This is a genomic window from Thiohalobacter thiocyanaticus, from assembly GCF_003932505.1.
In the GTDB taxonomy this organism is placed as follows: domain Bacteria; phylum Pseudomonadota; class Gammaproteobacteria; order Thiohalobacterales; family Thiohalobacteraceae; genus Thiohalobacter; species Thiohalobacter thiocyanaticus.
In genome coordinates this window covers 2495429-2508794 of record NZ_QZMU01000001.1, presented here as the reverse complement: position 1 = coordinate 2508794, position 13366 = coordinate 2495429, and the positions used below count along the sequence as shown (strand labels likewise).

Here is a 13366-nt window from a genome sequence, read left to right as displayed (position 1 = left end):
AGAGTGGACCGGTCCGGCGCGGATGCCGGACCGGCCCTGAGGAGGTGCTCAGTGACAGCCGCAGCCGCCGGAACCGCAGCCGCCGGCGGCCTTCTTCTCGGGCTTGGACGAGGATTCGGAGCTGGACGACGACTCGGCGACGTTCTTCTTGCTGCCGCTCTTGAAGTCGGTCTCGTACCAGCCCCCGCCCTTGAGCCGGAAACCGGCGGCAGACACCAGTTTCTGCAGGGCCGCTGCACCGCATTCCGGGCAGTCGGTCAACGGCGGATCACTGATCTTCTGCAGGCTTTCCAGTTCATGCCCGCATTTGGTGCACTGGTATTCGTAGATCGGCATCTTGGTGTACCCCAAACAAAATCAATAAGTTGAAACCGGCTTGCGCCGGGGCAAGGCTGGCGTGAAACATGGGGTTTGTTTCACGAAAAGTCAAGCATTCGTCTCAGGACGAAGAGGTCAGACCGAAATCCCGGTCATCGCTGCCGGCTTCCTTCGCCTCCCCGCGCCGGGCCTGCTCGATGGCCCGCACCAGCTGGCGGTGTTCGCCCTCGTCCTGACCGAAGCCCAGATAGCGCTCGGCATGCAGAAAGACCGGCTCCAGCCGCTCGCAGTGGCGTTTGAGATAGAGCAGGGTCAGGGCCAGGGCATCCGGGTCCTCACCACGCTCGCGCATGGCCTCGGCGACGGCGAGTGCCGAACGGATCTGGTCGGGTGTGGGTTTCATGCGGCTGTCTCCAGTCGGGGTTGCAGTACCGGTCATACCCCTGAATCGGCCGGGTAAACTGTTGTCTGAAGCCGGTTTTTGCAACAATGGCGGGATTGCTCTCAACCGGCTGGAAGTATGCGCACCTACGCCCGCGCCACCGAGCTGCCCGAGACCCGGCGCAGCGACCTGAAGACCCTCAAGTCCCTGCTGCCGTTCCTGTGGCAGTACCGGGGGCGGGTGGCGCTGGCGCTGGGGTTCCTGATCCTGGCCAAGGGCGCCAACGTGGCCGTGCCGCTGGTGCTCAAGGGCATCGTCGACAGCCTGGACGCGGGCGATACGGCCCGCCAGCTCACCCTGCCGCTGGCCCTGCTGGTCGGCTACGGCCTGCTGCGCCTGAGCACGGCCCTGTTCAACGAGCTGCGCGACTCGGTCTATGCCCGGGTCCGCCACGGCGCCATGCGCAGCGTCTCGGTACGGGTGCTGGAGCATCTGCACCGGCTCTCGCTGCGCTATCACCTGGAACGCAAGACCGGCGGGGTATCACGCGACCTGGACCGGGGCACCCGGGCGGTCAGCTCGCTGCTCAACTACATGGTGTTCAACATCATCCCCACCCTGGTGGAGGTGCTTATGATCACCGCCATCCTGCTGGGCAAGTACAGCCCCTGGTTCGCCGTGGTGACCCTCGGCGCGGTGGTGATCTACATCCTGTTCACCTTCTGGATCACCGAGTGGCGCATGCAGTTCCGGGTACGCATGAACGAGATGGACTCCATGGCCAACACCCAGGCCGTGGACAGCCTGATCAACTACGAGACGGTCAAATACTTCGGCAACGAGCGTCACGAGCTCATGCGCTACGACCACAGCCTGGCGGACTGGGAAGAATCCGCGGTCAAGAGCCAGACCTCGTTGTCGGCGCTGAACGTGGTCCAGTCGGGCATCACTGCCGTGGGCGTGACCATCATCATGGTCATGGCCGCCAACGGCGTGGTTCAGGGCAGCATGACCATCGGCGATCTGGTGCTGGTCAACGCCTTTCTGCTGCAGCTGTTCATTCCGCTGAATTTTCTCGGCATCGTCTACAGCCAGCTCAAACACGCCCTGGCCGACCTGCGCCGCATCTTTGATGTGCTGCACAGCGAGCCCGAGATCCGGGACGCCGCGGATGCCGCCGAACTCGACCCCGGTCAGGGCGGCATCCGCTTCGAGCAGGTCAGCTTCGGCTACGACCCGGAACGGCCGATCCTGCATGAGGTCAGTTTCGAGGTGCCGCCCGGCCGCAAGGTCGCGGTGGTGGGCCCGAGTGGGGCCGGCAAGTCCACCCTGGCGCGGCTGCTGCTGCGCTTCTACGAGGTCGACGGCGGCCGCATCCTGATCAACGACACCGACATCCGCAGCGTTACCCAGGACAGCCTGCGCCGGGCCATCGGCATCGTGCCGCAGGACACCGTGCTGTTCAACGACACCCTCTACTACAACATCGCCTACGCCCGGCCCGAGGCCGGCCGCGAGGAAATCATCGCCGCCGCCCGGCATGCCAACATCCATGACTTCATCGCGCAGCTGCCCAAGGGCTACGACACCCTGGTCGGCGAGCGCGGGCTGAAACTCTCGGGCGGGGAAAAGCAGCGGGTGGCGATCGCCCGGGCCATCCTCAAGGGCCCGCGCATCCTGGTCTTCGACGAGGCCACCTCCAGCCTGGATTCACACTCGGAACAGGTCATCCTGGATTCGCTGCGCCAGCTGGCCGCCGAGCACACTACCCTGGTGATCGCCCACCGGCTGTCCACCATCATGGACGCCGACAGCATCCTGGTCATGGAGCAGGGCCGGATCGTGGAACAGGGGACTCACACCGAACTGCTCGAACGCGACGGGGTCTATGCCCGGCTGTGGGATCTGCAGCAGGAAGAGAAACGGCAGGAACGGCTGGCCGCAGCGGAGATTTGATCCCGTATCCTCATCGATATCGTGCAGGCCGGGTTGAACACAGTGAAGTCCAACCCGCGGACCACACAATCATCTAAACCTTGATGTAGGACCAGCCCTCGCGCAGCCGTCTGACTGCGTGTTCAACCGCACTCTCACCGGTCCGGGTCCCCTCGAAGAACACCGGCGTGACACCGGCGGCGCGCAGACGACTGACCGCGTTGCTGCAGGCCACCAGGCGAAAGTTCTGGTGCCGGCTGAGTATATTCGCGATCCGCTGTGCATAGGGCGAGGTATCGACCCGTAGCAGGTCCAGCCCGGCGCTGTTGGCCAGAATCTCGACCTGTACCCCCTTGTCCCGGTACTCGGTCAACAGCCGCTCCGTCTGCCTGAGCACCTGCTCGAACTTGCGCGGGTCGGCCTCGTCGATATGCAGCACCACCCGGTAACCGCTGGTTTCGATATTATCGATCACGGCGCTGTACAGATCCGGCAGCGGGACCGGACGCGCCAGCCAGCCCGCGGCGAAGGCCGCCAGCAGCAGCAGCACGGAAGCGGCCATGCCGCAACGGGACACCCAGCGCGGACGCACCGCGCCGTTGCCCTCACGCCCGACCGGGGGCTCGGCCTCATCAAAGGCCGATTTCATCCAGTGCTTGGCCCGCTGCAGTTCGCAGACCCGGCTGGCCAGCGCCGCATCGCACTCCATGGCCTGTAACAGGGCCTGCTTGCGGTCAGCGGCCAGCTCGCCGTCAACGAAGGCATGCAGGTCAAAATCGGTAAAACGCTCGGACTTCATCGTACGCTCCGCAACTGAACCGGCTCCAGCCCGGCACCGGGGTTCATGCGCCGCAGGGCCTGCTGCAGCGCCTTGCGCGCCCGGTTGAGCCGGCTCATGACCGTGCCGATCGGAATATCGAGCACTTCCGCCACTTCGGCATAGCTGAATCCCTCCAGATCCACCAGCGAGATCACTTCGCGCTGACCGACCGGCAGCCGGAATACCGCCTGGCGCACATCCTGTACGATCTGCTGCCGTTCGACCTGATGTTCCAGGTTCACCTCACTGGCCAGGGTGTCGGGCTCACAGTCCGCATCCGGCTGGTGGGTACGCAGATGCCGCCGCCAGCAGTTGTTCAGAATACTGTAAAGCCAGGGATAGAGCTTATCCACCTCCCTCAGCTGATGGCTCTTGTTCAGGCCGATGGCAATGGCCTCCTGCACCAGATCGTCGGCCAGCATCCGGTCGCCGGTCCAGGCCAGGGCGACCTTGTACAGGCGGACACGACTGGCGCCCACACGCTCGCGCACGGCCCGGGTGGTGCAGATTCTGCTGACGATCTTCATCTCATTCCTGTAGATGCATTCTCATCCCGATTTATTCAATTTTTTTTCATCCCATCGTTTCCCGGCAGACGGATGGAATAAAGCCACCCCGGTCCCGCTCTAGGGAAACGGGCATGCCAACTGCCCGTCACCCATCCCGAACAAGGAGACAAATCGTGATATCCCAACGACCCTGGCAACTCCGATTCTGGGCGGCCCTGCTCATCGGCCTGATCTGCACCGGGGCCCTGGCCGCTGGCAATCCGGACAAACCCTTCGCGGAAAAACACGTGGTCCTGCAGATCAGCGATCCGGACCCCTTCAAGCAGACCCTGGTGTTGAACGTCGCCGCCAACCTGGTCAAGCACTACGGCCCCGACAAGGTGGACATCGAGATCGTCGCCTTCGGCCCCGGCCTGCGGCTGCTGCTGGAGGAAAACGCCAACGCCGGCAGGATCGACAACCTGGTCGACTCAGCCAGTGTCAGGTTCAGTGCCTGTGAAAACACCCTGTCCAAATTCACCCAGAACCTCGGCCGTGAACCTGAACTCAACGCGCACGCCACGCATGTCTCCGCCGGCGTGGTTCGCATCCTGGATCTGATCGACGAGGGCTACACCCTGATCAAACCATAAGTTATAAATCCCCAAGGGAGGAATCTCATGCCGAACACAAAAACCCGTCTCGCCGTCCTGATCGCCGCAGCCGGCATGGCCGCCACCGCACCGGTCCAGGCCGCCAACTGGCTCATACTCCAGGGCACCGAACCGGCCGGCGCGGCCGAACGCGCCCGCCTCTGGGGCTTTATCCAGCCCGAGTTCCAGTACACCGAGGGCACCGAACTCGAGGCCGGGCCGTTCAGCGGACAGGACGCCATCTTCAACACCATCGGCCCGGACCGCGACGCCAGTTCCCAGTTCAACATCCGCCGGGCCCGGATAGGCGTGCGCGGCCAGGGCTTTCCGCTGGACAGCAAGACCAACTACTTCTTCCTGGTCGAGGCCGGTAACAACGGCATCACCAAGCCCGGAGGGGGTTTGGGCAGCCTGAAACTGACCGATGCCAGCGTCACCTTCAATCATTTCGATGCCGCGCGGGTCCGCGTGGGCCAGTTCAAGACCCCCGGCGCCGAGGAGGGCCTGAAGGCGATTCACGTATTCGACTATGTCAACTTCACCAGCGTGACCGACGGCGTCCTGCTGGAACGCTATATCGACGCCGACGGCAGCGCACCGAACGACCCCAACGGTCCCAACGGCCCGGTCGGCGCCTTCCGCGACATCGGCGTTCAGCTGTTCCAGACCTTCAAACGGGACGGCTGGGAGCATTCCTATGCGGTGATGGTCGGCAATGGCAACGGCCTGGCCCGGTCGGACAACAACAACGAGAAGGACATCTATCTGTACTTGTCCACGGAGAAGATCTTCGGCGGCAAGGGCGCGCGCCGCCAGGGCTGGAAGGGCTTTGTCTGGTATCAGCAGGGCGACCGCACCCTGACTCTGGCCCAGGGCACGGACAGCACCGCCGATGATGTCGAGGACGACTTCGAGCGCAAGCGCTGGGGTGTCGGCACGACCTACCTGAACGGGAAATACCGCGCGGCGGCGGAATACATCGTCGCCGACGGCATGATCCGCAACGGCACCGATGGCGGCGCAATACCCGGCGCTCTGTCCAACGCCGGGACCTCACGCGCCAGCCTGAACGTGCTGCCCGAGGACGAGGCCGACGGCTGGTATCTGGATTTCGGTTACAAGATCCGGCCGGACATCGAACTGGACATCCGCTACGACCGCTTCAACCGGGCCACGGACACCGATGCGGCCGAACGCCGCTTCGATACCCTGACCCTGGGGGCGCAGTACTTCTTCAACAAGAAGACCCGCTTCATCTTCAACTATGAGTTCCGCGAGGCGGAGGCACCGAATCTGCCGAATTCGGCCGTGCCCAATCAGATCCTGGACGGGATGGACGACCGGATCTCGGCGCAGATCCTGGCCATTTTCTGAAACCGCTCCGGCGACAGGGATGTCGCCGGGCCATTCTCACTCCTCTTCCCTGCCTTCCTGTTCCTGCTCGCGGCGCTCCCGCAGCCGTTCCGCCTCACGCGCCATGATGTGGCTGGCGATCAGATCACGGTCGCTTTCCCGGATATGTTCGTATTCCACTGCCACCTGCCAGGGCAGACCGTTGCCCTGGGTACTGCGCTCGCAGTAAATCACGCGGGCCACGGCCAGTATCCCGGTCATGGCCGGCAGCAGGGCCAGGCGCACCTGCAGCATCTCATCGGGACTGAACTCGGTGGCCGAGGGAAAGACCATCCCGCCGGCGCTCAGGTTGACCCTGGCAGCGACGTGCCCGGAGGCATTCATCTCCTCGATGACGAACAGCCGCGCCAGCTGGTTGAGTTTCTGATCCATCATCTTGAGATAACGCGCCAGGTCCGGCTGGCCGGCGGAGAAGCTGCTCAGGATCCGGGACATGGTGCGGGAACTGGTGGCGAAGGTCGCCGCCACGGTGAAACGGTCCACCACCCGGTCGAAGATCCGCTCCCGCAGAGTGGCAATCTGCTCGTCATCGACCCGGGCATAATCCAGCAGCACATCGTCATCGAGACGGAAGTACTCGCGGCGGTCGTCGGACTTTATGGTTTCATGTTCCATGACACTGGCCTTCCTGTTCCGGCATTCAGCCTGACGGTTGCACGAAGGGGTCCTCTGGCTGCGAGGCACCCGGCATCTCCCCGGGTGTCTCCTCGCGCGTTTCAGCGGCCGGCGCAGCCGGCGGCTCCGGCGCGGCCAAGGGGTCGGGATCCGCCCCCGGCACCAGCCCGCTGCTGATGGTCCCGCTCGCCTCCAGGTCCTCGCCCTGCTTGAGAATGATCTCCACCCGGCGGTTGCGGGCCCGATTGGCGGGCGTGTCGTTGTCGACCAGCGGCTGGGTATCGCCCGCCCCCTGCACCGAGAAACGGGCCGGATCCAGCTCCACCGATTCCAGCATGCCGTGCAGCACCGACACGGCACGGGCCGCTGACAGGTCCCAGTTGGAGCGGAACAGCCCCTCGACCATGGGCACATTGTCGGTGTGACCGACGATGGCAATCCCGCCCGGTGTATCCTGCAGTATCTGCGCCACCCGCACCAGCACCGGCCGGAAGCTGTCGCGCAGTTCCACCCCGCCGGAGGCGAAGGAGGCCTTCTCGCGGACGCGGATGACGATCTTCTCGTCCTCGGTCTCGATGTCGAGCTGGCCGCCTTCGATCTCCTTTTCCAGCGCCGCGCGCATCTGCGCCGCCGTCTGTTCCAGCCGCTGCCTGCGCTCGGCGCGCTGGCGGGCCCGGATGATCTCCTCGGCCTCCGCCTTCGGCATGACCACCAGCTGGTCATCGGGGGCCTTGAGCTGATCTTCACGGTGGCGGTCGGCCTCATCCTTGCCGCTATCGCTGTGCTGCTCGGCGCCGTCGCTCTTCTTGAGCCGCTTGTCGCCGGTGTCGAGATTGCGCTTCATCTCGTCGGTGGTCATCTGCTCCATGACGTTGAAGGGCGTCGGATCCGGGCGTCCGGCACTGAATTCCTTGGCGATGACGTTGATGCCCTTGGGCGGTTCCTTGACCCGGTGCTTGCGCTGCACACCGAAGGCCTCACGCATGGAGCCGGCGATCTGCTTGTACTTGGCTACGTCCATTTCGGAAAAGGACAGCAGCAGCACGAAGAAGGACAGCAGGATCGACATCAGGTCGGCAAAGGTCATCACCCAGGCGGGGGACCCGGCCTTTTTCTTCCTGTTGGCTGCTGCATCCATAGGCGTCTGCCCCCGGCGTTATCAGGCCGCTTCCTGCTCTTCCTCGTCCCGCTGGCTCGGCGGGAGGTAGGTCTTGAGCAGTTCTTCCATGACCCGGGGATTGATGCCTTCCTGAATACCGTTGATCGCCTCCAGGATCAGCTGTTTGTTCAGCCGCTCCTCCATGGTGCGGTGCTCGAGCTTGTCGGCGATGGGCAGGGCGACGGCATTGGCGATGATCGCTCCGTACAGGGTGGTGAGCAGGGCAATGGCCATGGCCGGCCCGATCTTCTTGGGATCATCCATGGAGGAGAGCATCTGTACCAGGCCGATCAGGGTACCGATCATGCCCATGGCGGGGGCGACATCGCCGATCGCCTTGAAGATGGCCTGGCCGCGCTCGTGGCGCTCGATGGTCAGGTCGATGTCCTTGTTCAGCATGCTGCGCACGAATTCGGGCTCGTGGCCGTCGACGCAGAAATTGATGCCGCGGCGCAGAAAGCGGTTGTTGATCTCCTGGTTCTCCAGACCCAGCACGCCCTCCTTACGCGCCACGTTGGCCAGGGCCACGCCCTCGCGGATCAGATCGGCCGGATCCTCGCTCTTGTGCACGAAGGCCTTCAATGCAATCTTGAAGGCGCCCAGAAAATGGGCCAGGGGAAACTTCACCAGCACGGCCATGAAGGTGCCGCCCATGACGATCAGGAAGGAGGGTACGTTGAGAAAGATCAACGCACTGCCACCGACGACGATGGCCGCCGCGATCACGCCGATGGCGCCTATCAGACCGATGAGTGTCGCGAGATCCACTGTTCAGTTTCTCCGGGGCAGCATCAACTCAAGCACAACAGGTCACCGGCCCGCCGCACATGCGCGGCGGACCGGTGACGGAAAAAATGGGCAGCTCCCTGTGTCCAGCCTGGACAGGCCCATGCGGCCGCCTCCCTGGGTTCCTTCAAGCCTATGAATAAGATGGATTTATTTTTTTATCCACAAATTCATCGGTCCCTGACCCTGTATCGCCCCGGGCCGGGTATTCTTGAGCATGCAGGATCGGGGCCGGCGCCCGGCCCGGGGCGAATCGGTTACAATGAAGCCGTCGCGTAAGCAGGACCGATGCATGAATAAACAGAAGGTTGAAGCCGGCCCCGTACAAAACGGCGAGCTGGCCCTGAAACGGGTCGCCATCGACACCTACCGCGAGAACGTCGCCTATCTGCACCGCGACTGTCATGTCTACCGGGCCGAGGGTTTCCAGGCCCTGTCCAAGATCCAGATCCGTCATGGCGAACACCGTATCCTGGCCGTGCTCAATGTGGTCGATGACGACGCCATCGTCGACCCGGGCGAGCTGGGCCTGTCCGAACAGGCCTTCACCCAGTTCGGCGCCGAGGCCGGTGCCCGGGTCAGCGCCGCCCATGCCGAGCCGCCGCGTTCCATGGAGGCGGTGCGGCGCAAGATGAACGGCGAGATCCTCGACGAACAGGACTTCGCCGCCATCGCCCGTGACATCAACGAGCACCTCTATTCCAAGACCGAGCTGGCCGCCTTCCTGGTCGCTTCCGGCCAGACCGGGCTGGACCGGGACGAGATCCTGTATCTCACCCGCGCCATGTTCGAGACCGGCGAGCGGCTGAACTGGGACGAGCCGCTGGTCGCCGACAAGCACTGCATCGGCGGCATCCCCGGCAACCGCACCTCCATGCTGGTGGTGCCGATCATCGCCGCCCATGGCATGCTGATTCCCAAGACCTCCAGCCGGGCGATCACATCGCCCTCGGGAACAGCCGACACCATGGAAGTGCTCGCCAATGTCGAACTCTCGCCCGAGGCGCTGTATCACCTGGGCCATCAGCACCGTGGCTGCCTGGCCTGGGGCGGTACCGCGCACCTGGCGCCGGTCGATGACATCCTGATCTCGGTGGAGCGCCCGCTGGGACTGGATTCGCAGGGCCTGATGGTGGCCTCCATCCTGTCCAAGAAGCTGGCCGCCGGCTCCACCCACCTGCTGATCGACATCCCGGTCGGGCCCACCGCCAAGGTCCGGCACATGCGCCAGGCGCTGGCGCTGCGCAAGCTGTTCGAGTTCGTGGGCGATCACCTGGGCATCCATCTGGAGGTGGTCATCACCGACGGCCGCCAGCCGGTCGGGCGTGGCATCGGCCCGGTGCTGGAGGCCAGGGACGTGCTGCAGGTGCTGGAGAACGATCCCGACGCCCCCGCCGACCTGCGCCAGAAATCCCTGCACCTGGCCGGACGCATCCTGGAATTCGACCCCGACGTGCGCGGCGGCTTCGGTTATGCCATCGCCCGCGATATCCTCGAATCGGGCCGGGCACTGGAGAAACTGCAGGCCATCATCGCCGCCCAGGGCAAACGCGAATCCCGCCTGGAACCGGGGCCCCTGAGCTTCGAGGTCAAGGCACGGGAGGACGGCATCGTCACCGCCATCGACAACTACCGCCTGGGCCGCATCGCCCGCCTGGCCGGCGCCCCAATGGGCAAGGGTGCGGGAGTGGACCTGCTGGCCAAGGTCGGCGACCGGGTCCGTGCCGGTGATCCTCTGTACCGCGTGCATGCCGAGTTCAAGGCCGACTTCGAGTTCGCCCGCCAGCTGTGCGATCGGGATTCGGGCTACCAGCTGGGGGACACCCCGCCGCCAGCCAGGATCGAGCCGTTCAATTGACTTCAGCCACGGAAAACACGGAAAGACCCGGAACCAGGCTTCATGATCCAGTCCCTTCCCCGTCATTCCCGCGAAGGCGGGAATCCATAGACCACGGCGGCTTCTGGATTCCCGCCTTCGCGGGAATGACGGGAAGAAGGATAACCACAGTCTCCTTGAGCATTGAGGTGTCCGTGCTTTCCGTATTTTCCGTGGCCAATGGAATTTCGGAATTGATCTGATGTTGAGCACACCCCTGCTGCTGAGCTTCCCCGACGGTCAGGCCCAGGCCGAAGCGCTGGCCGGTACGCTCGGGCTCGAACATGCCGGCATCGAGCGGCATGTCTTCCCCGACGGGGAATCCCGCCTGCGACTGCCGGTGGAACTGCCACGGCGGCTGATCCTGTATCGCAGTCTGCACTACCCGAATGACAAGCTGGTCGAACTGCAACTGATCACCGCGGCAGCGCGCGCCGCCGGCGTGGAACACATCACCCTGATCGCGCCCTACCTGTGCTACATGCGCCAGGACGCGGCCTTCCAGCCCGGCGAGATCGTCAGCCAGACTCACATCGGGCGCTGGCTGGCCGGGCAGATCGACGCCCTGATCACGGTCGACCCGCATCTGCACCGGGTACACCGGCTGGCCGAGGCCGTGCCGGTCGAACCGGCGCTCAGCCTGTCGGCGGCCGGGCTGCTGGGAGAACACATCGCCGGGCAGTGCGAGCGGCCGCTGCTGGTGGGCCCGGACGAGGAATCCGCCCAGTGGCTGGACCAGGCCGCCGGCGCCGCCGGTGCCGAGGCCTGCCTGGCACACAAACAGCGCCGGGGCGACCGGGAAGTGCGCATCATTCTGCCGGCGCAGGATTTCAGCAACCGTGATGTCGTGCTGATCGACGACATCGCCAGCACCGGCCACACCCTGGCCGAGACCGCCGCCGCCCTCTACGCCCGCGGGGCGGGATCCGTGGACGCAGCCCTGACCCACGCCCTGTTCGCCGGCGACGCCCTGGAACGACTGCAGGCCGTCGGCATCCGCCGGGTCTGGAGTACCGACAGCATCCCGCACGCGAGCAACGTCATCCCCCTCGCCCCCCTGCTCGCCGACGCCCTGCAGCAGAATGGGCTGGTCTGATGCCACTGCACCTGCTGCCGTTCCTGTTCCTGCTGATCCTGCTGCTGGCCGTGGTCCAGGTCGGCGCGCTCACCCTGGCCTTCGAAAAGCTCGGGCTGTCATCCGGCGGCGGCTTCCTGCTGCTGACCGGCTCCATCCTGGGCAGCCTGATCAACCTGCCCCTGGCACGTATCACGGCGGGTCACGTCGAGCCGCTGCCGCGCAATTGGTTGACTCAGGGGTTCCTGCCCCGGCGGCTGGGTTTTACCGGCACCACCCTGCTCGCGGTCAATGTCGGCGGCGGCATCATCCCGGTCGCCTTCTCGCTCTACCTGCTGCTCACCCAGCCGGTCGCCTTCGCCGATGCCCTCCTGGCCGTGGCGGCGGTGAGTCTGACCAGTTATGCCTTCAGCCGACCGGTGCCGGGCCTGGGCATCGGTATGCCGATCTTCATCGCCCCGGTGACGGCAGCGCTGGCCGCCCTGCTGATCGATCTCGAACAGGCGGCGCCGCTGGCCTACATCGGCGGCACCCTGGGGGTGCTGATCGGCGCCGATCTGCTGCGGCTGGGGGATATCCGTCAGCTCGCCACCCCCATTGCCTCGATCGGCGGTGCGGGCACCTTTGACGGCATTTTCATCACCGGCATCATTGCGGTGCTGCTGACGTGATTACACTGATCGGGAATATTGGCTGCAACGCAAAGACACCGTCATTCCCGCGGAGGCGGGAGTCCAGTGACCGCAGTGGTATCTGGATTACTCGCTTCGCTCGCCCTTCTACCCTGAAGGGCATAAAGGGCCGCCCTGCGGACGTTCAACGCGCTTCGCGCTTTTGTCCGGCATTCGCCGGGATGGCGGAAAACACGTACCGGCGCTGGCGAACCTATATTGGGCTTGACCCTGTGCAGCCCAATCTCCGACCAATACTGGATAAGGTATGAAGGACAACAACCGCCCCATCCTCATCACCGGCTGTTCCAGCGGCATCGGTGAGCACTGTGCACACGCGCTGCACGAACGCGGCTACCGGGTGTTCGCCACGGCGCGCAGAGCGGAAGACGTATCCCGCCTGGAGGATCAGGGCCTGGAGGCCCTGACGCTGGACCTGGATGACAGCGCCTCCATACAGGCGGCGGTCCAGGAGGTGCTGTCACGCACGGACGGCCGCCTCTACGGCCTGTTCAACAACGCCGGCTACGGCCAGCCCGGCGCGGTGGAGGATCTGTCACGCGATGTATTGCGCCAGCAGTTTGAGACCAATGTCTTCGGCACCCTGGAACTGACCAACGCGGTGATTCCCGCCATGCGCCGCCAGGACGAGGGACGCATCATCCAGAACAGCTCGGTGCTGGGCCTGGTCGCCCTGCGCTGGCGCGGGGCCTACAACGCCAGCAAGTACGCCCTGGAGGGCTTCTATGACACCCTGCGGCTGGAACTGCAGGGCAGCGGCATTCACTGCTCACTGATCGAACCGGGGCCGATCCGGTCGAACTTCCGGGCCAACGCCCTGGCAAGGTTCCGGACGAATATCGACAGCGAACACAGCGCCCACCAGGCGGCCTACGCTGCGGTGCTGGAGCGGCTGTCGAAACCCGGCCCGGCCGCCCCCTTCACCCTCGGCCCCGAGGCGGTACTGGAAAAGCTCGTCCACGCCCTGGAACATCGGCGCCCGCGGCCACGCTACTACGTGACCGTGCCGACCTGGCTGTTCGGGTATCTCAGGCGGGTGCTGTCGACCCGGATGCTGGACCGGGTGCTGGCGCGGATTGAATGAATACGGACATGCAGGATGGGTGGAGCGAAGCGCAACCCATCAATGCGGAATTGATCGATGGGTTAAGGCG

14 protein-coding genes are annotated in these 13366 nt (G+C 64.7%); 7 read left to right on the top strand and 7 right to left on the bottom strand.

Annotation, left to right across the window (positions count from 1 at the left end):
- Positions 1 to 48: 48 nt before the first annotated feature.
- Positions 49 to 336 carry an FmdB family zinc ribbon protein gene (locus D6C00_RS11845; RefSeq protein WP_125181899.1) on the bottom strand — a complete coding sequence of 96 codons (288 nt, stop codon included), beginning with the start codon at positions 334 to 336 and terminating at the stop codon, positions 49 to 51.
- 103 nt (positions 337 to 439) lie between these two features.
- Entirely contained in the window at positions 440 to 721 is a 282-nt protein-coding gene (locus D6C00_RS11840; protein ID WP_125181898.1) for a hypothetical protein, read from the bottom strand.
- A 117-nt stretch (positions 722 to 838) separates the two neighbouring features.
- On the opposite strand from D6C00_RS11840, the gene D6C00_RS11835 reads away from it, so the two are divergent.
- Entirely contained in the window at positions 839 to 2656 is a 1818-nt protein-coding gene (locus tag D6C00_RS11835; protein ID WP_125181897.1) for an ABCB family ABC transporter ATP-binding protein/permease, read from the top strand.
- Positions 2657 to 2729: 73 nt separating this feature from the next.
- Here D6C00_RS11835 and D6C00_RS11830 read toward each other — a convergent pair whose 3' ends face one another.
- Both D6C00_RS11830 and D6C00_RS11825 read right to left on the bottom strand, forming a co-directional pair.
- The gene (locus D6C00_RS11830) at positions 2730 to 3434 is read right to left on the bottom strand and encodes a hypothetical protein (RefSeq protein ID WP_125181896.1); all 705 of its coding nucleotides are present in this window, start codon (positions 3432 to 3434) and stop codon (positions 2730 to 2732) included.
- The gene (locus D6C00_RS11825; protein ID WP_125181895.1) at positions 3431 to 3982 is read right to left on the bottom strand and encodes an RNA polymerase sigma factor; all 552 of its coding nucleotides are present in this window, start codon (positions 3980 to 3982) and stop codon (positions 3431 to 3433) included. The genes D6C00_RS11830 and D6C00_RS11825 overlap by 4 nt, the downstream gene beginning before the upstream one ends.
- A 155-nt stretch (positions 3983 to 4137) precedes the next feature.
- Between D6C00_RS11825 and D6C00_RS11820 the strand changes: the two genes are divergently transcribed.
- Both D6C00_RS11820 and D6C00_RS11815 read left to right on the top strand, forming a co-directional pair.
- Entirely contained in the window at positions 4138 to 4596 is a 459-nt protein-coding gene (locus D6C00_RS11820) for a DsrE family protein (RefSeq protein ID WP_241546859.1), read from the top strand.
- A gap of 27 nt (positions 4597 to 4623) precedes the next feature.
- Positions 4624 to 5970: a porin gene (locus D6C00_RS11815; protein WP_125181894.1), complete on the top strand. Its 1347-nt coding sequence runs from the start codon at positions 4624 to 4626 to the stop codon at positions 5968 to 5970.
- A gap of 36 nt (positions 5971 to 6006) precedes the next feature.
- Here the strand turns inward: D6C00_RS11815 and D6C00_RS11810 are convergent, their stop codons facing one another.
- Genes D6C00_RS11810 through pomA form a run of 3 tightly spaced genes read right to left on the bottom strand, consistent with a single transcriptional unit; the run spans position 6007 to position 8551 of the window.
- On the bottom strand, positions 6007 to 6624 hold the full coding sequence (locus tag D6C00_RS11810) for a PilZ domain-containing protein (RefSeq protein ID WP_125181893.1): 618 nt from the start codon (positions 6622 to 6624) through the stop codon (positions 6007 to 6009).
- 25 nt (positions 6625 to 6649) lie between these two features.
- Positions 6650 to 7762, bottom strand: a complete 1113-nt coding sequence (locus D6C00_RS11805) for a MotB family protein (protein ID WP_125181892.1) — start codon at positions 7760 to 7762, stop codon at positions 6650 to 6652.
- A 21-nt stretch (positions 7763 to 7783) separates the two neighbouring features.
- Positions 7784 to 8551, bottom strand: coding sequence for a flagellar motor protein PomA (pomA, locus tag D6C00_RS11800; RefSeq protein ID WP_125181891.1), 768 nt, complete (start codon positions 8549 to 8551; stop codon positions 7784 to 7786).
- A gap of 310 nt (positions 8552 to 8861) precedes the next feature.
- On the opposite strand from pomA, the gene D6C00_RS11795 reads away from it, so the two are divergent.
- The 4 genes from D6C00_RS11795 to D6C00_RS11780 all read left to right on the top strand — a co-directional run bounded on the left by D6C00_RS11795 (position 8862) and on the right by D6C00_RS11780 (position 13296).
- Positions 8862 to 10427, top strand: a complete 1566-nt coding sequence (locus tag D6C00_RS11795) for a thymidine phosphorylase family protein (RefSeq protein ID WP_125181890.1) — start codon at positions 8862 to 8864, stop codon at positions 10425 to 10427.
- Between the two features lie 220 nt (positions 10428 to 10647).
- On the top strand, positions 10648 to 11541 hold the full coding sequence (locus D6C00_RS11790; RefSeq protein ID WP_125181889.1) for a ribose-phosphate diphosphokinase: 894 nt from the start codon (positions 10648 to 10650) through the stop codon (positions 11539 to 11541).
- Entirely contained in the window at positions 11541 to 12191 is a 651-nt protein-coding gene (locus D6C00_RS11785; protein WP_125181888.1) for a DUF1614 domain-containing protein, read from the top strand. The genes D6C00_RS11790 and D6C00_RS11785 overlap by 1 nt, the downstream gene beginning before the upstream one ends.
- Before the next feature lie 268 nt (positions 12192 to 12459).
- Positions 12460 to 13296 (top strand): SDR family oxidoreductase, encoded by an 837-nt coding sequence (locus D6C00_RS11780; RefSeq protein ID WP_125181887.1) that lies wholly within the window; start codon positions 12460 to 12462, stop codon positions 13294 to 13296.
- Positions 13297 to 13366 lie beyond the last annotated feature (70 nt).

What these genes read in the sequence shown, in the direction of transcription:
- D6C00_RS11845 (WP_125181899.1), bottom strand. Translation starts at nt 336, where the DNA reads ATGCCGATCTACGAATACCAGTGCACCAAATGCGGGCATGAACTGGAA.
- D6C00_RS11840 (WP_125181898.1), bottom strand. Translation starts at nt 721, where the DNA reads ATGAAACCCACACCCGACCAGATCCGTTCGGCACTCGCCGTCGCCGAG.
- D6C00_RS11830 (WP_125181896.1), bottom strand. Translation starts at nt 3,434, where the DNA reads ATGAAGTCCGAGCGTTTTACCGATTTTGACCTGCATGCCTTCGTTGAC.
- D6C00_RS11805 (WP_125181892.1), bottom strand. Translation starts at nt 7,762, where the DNA reads ATGGATGCAGCAGCCAACAGGAAGAAAAAGGCCGGGTCCCCCGCCTGG.
- D6C00_RS11795 (WP_125181890.1), top strand. Translation starts at nt 8,862, where the DNA reads ATGAATAAACAGAAGGTTGAAGCCGGCCCCGTACAAAACGGCGAGCTG.
- D6C00_RS11825 (WP_125181895.1), bottom strand. Translation starts at nt 3,982, where the DNA reads ATGAAGATCGTCAGCAGAATCTGCACCACCCGGGCCGTGCGCGAGCGT.
- D6C00_RS11835 (WP_125181897.1), top strand. Translation starts at nt 839, where the DNA reads ATGCGCACCTACGCCCGCGCCACCGAGCTGCCCGAGACCCGGCGCAGC.
- D6C00_RS11790 (WP_125181889.1), top strand. Translation starts at nt 10,648, where the DNA reads ATGTTGAGCACACCCCTGCTGCTGAGCTTCCCCGACGGTCAGGCCCAG.
- D6C00_RS11785 (WP_125181888.1), top strand. Translation starts at nt 11,541, where the DNA reads ATGCCACTGCACCTGCTGCCGTTCCTGTTCCTGCTGATCCTGCTGCTG.
- D6C00_RS11780 (WP_125181887.1), top strand. Translation starts at nt 12,460, where the DNA reads ATGAAGGACAACAACCGCCCCATCCTCATCACCGGCTGTTCCAGCGGC.
- D6C00_RS11815 (WP_125181894.1), top strand. Translation starts at nt 4,624, where the DNA reads ATGCCGAACACAAAAACCCGTCTCGCCGTCCTGATCGCCGCAGCCGGC.
- D6C00_RS11810 (WP_125181893.1), bottom strand. Translation starts at nt 6,624, where the DNA reads ATGGAACATGAAACCATAAAGTCCGACGACCGCCGCGAGTACTTCCGT.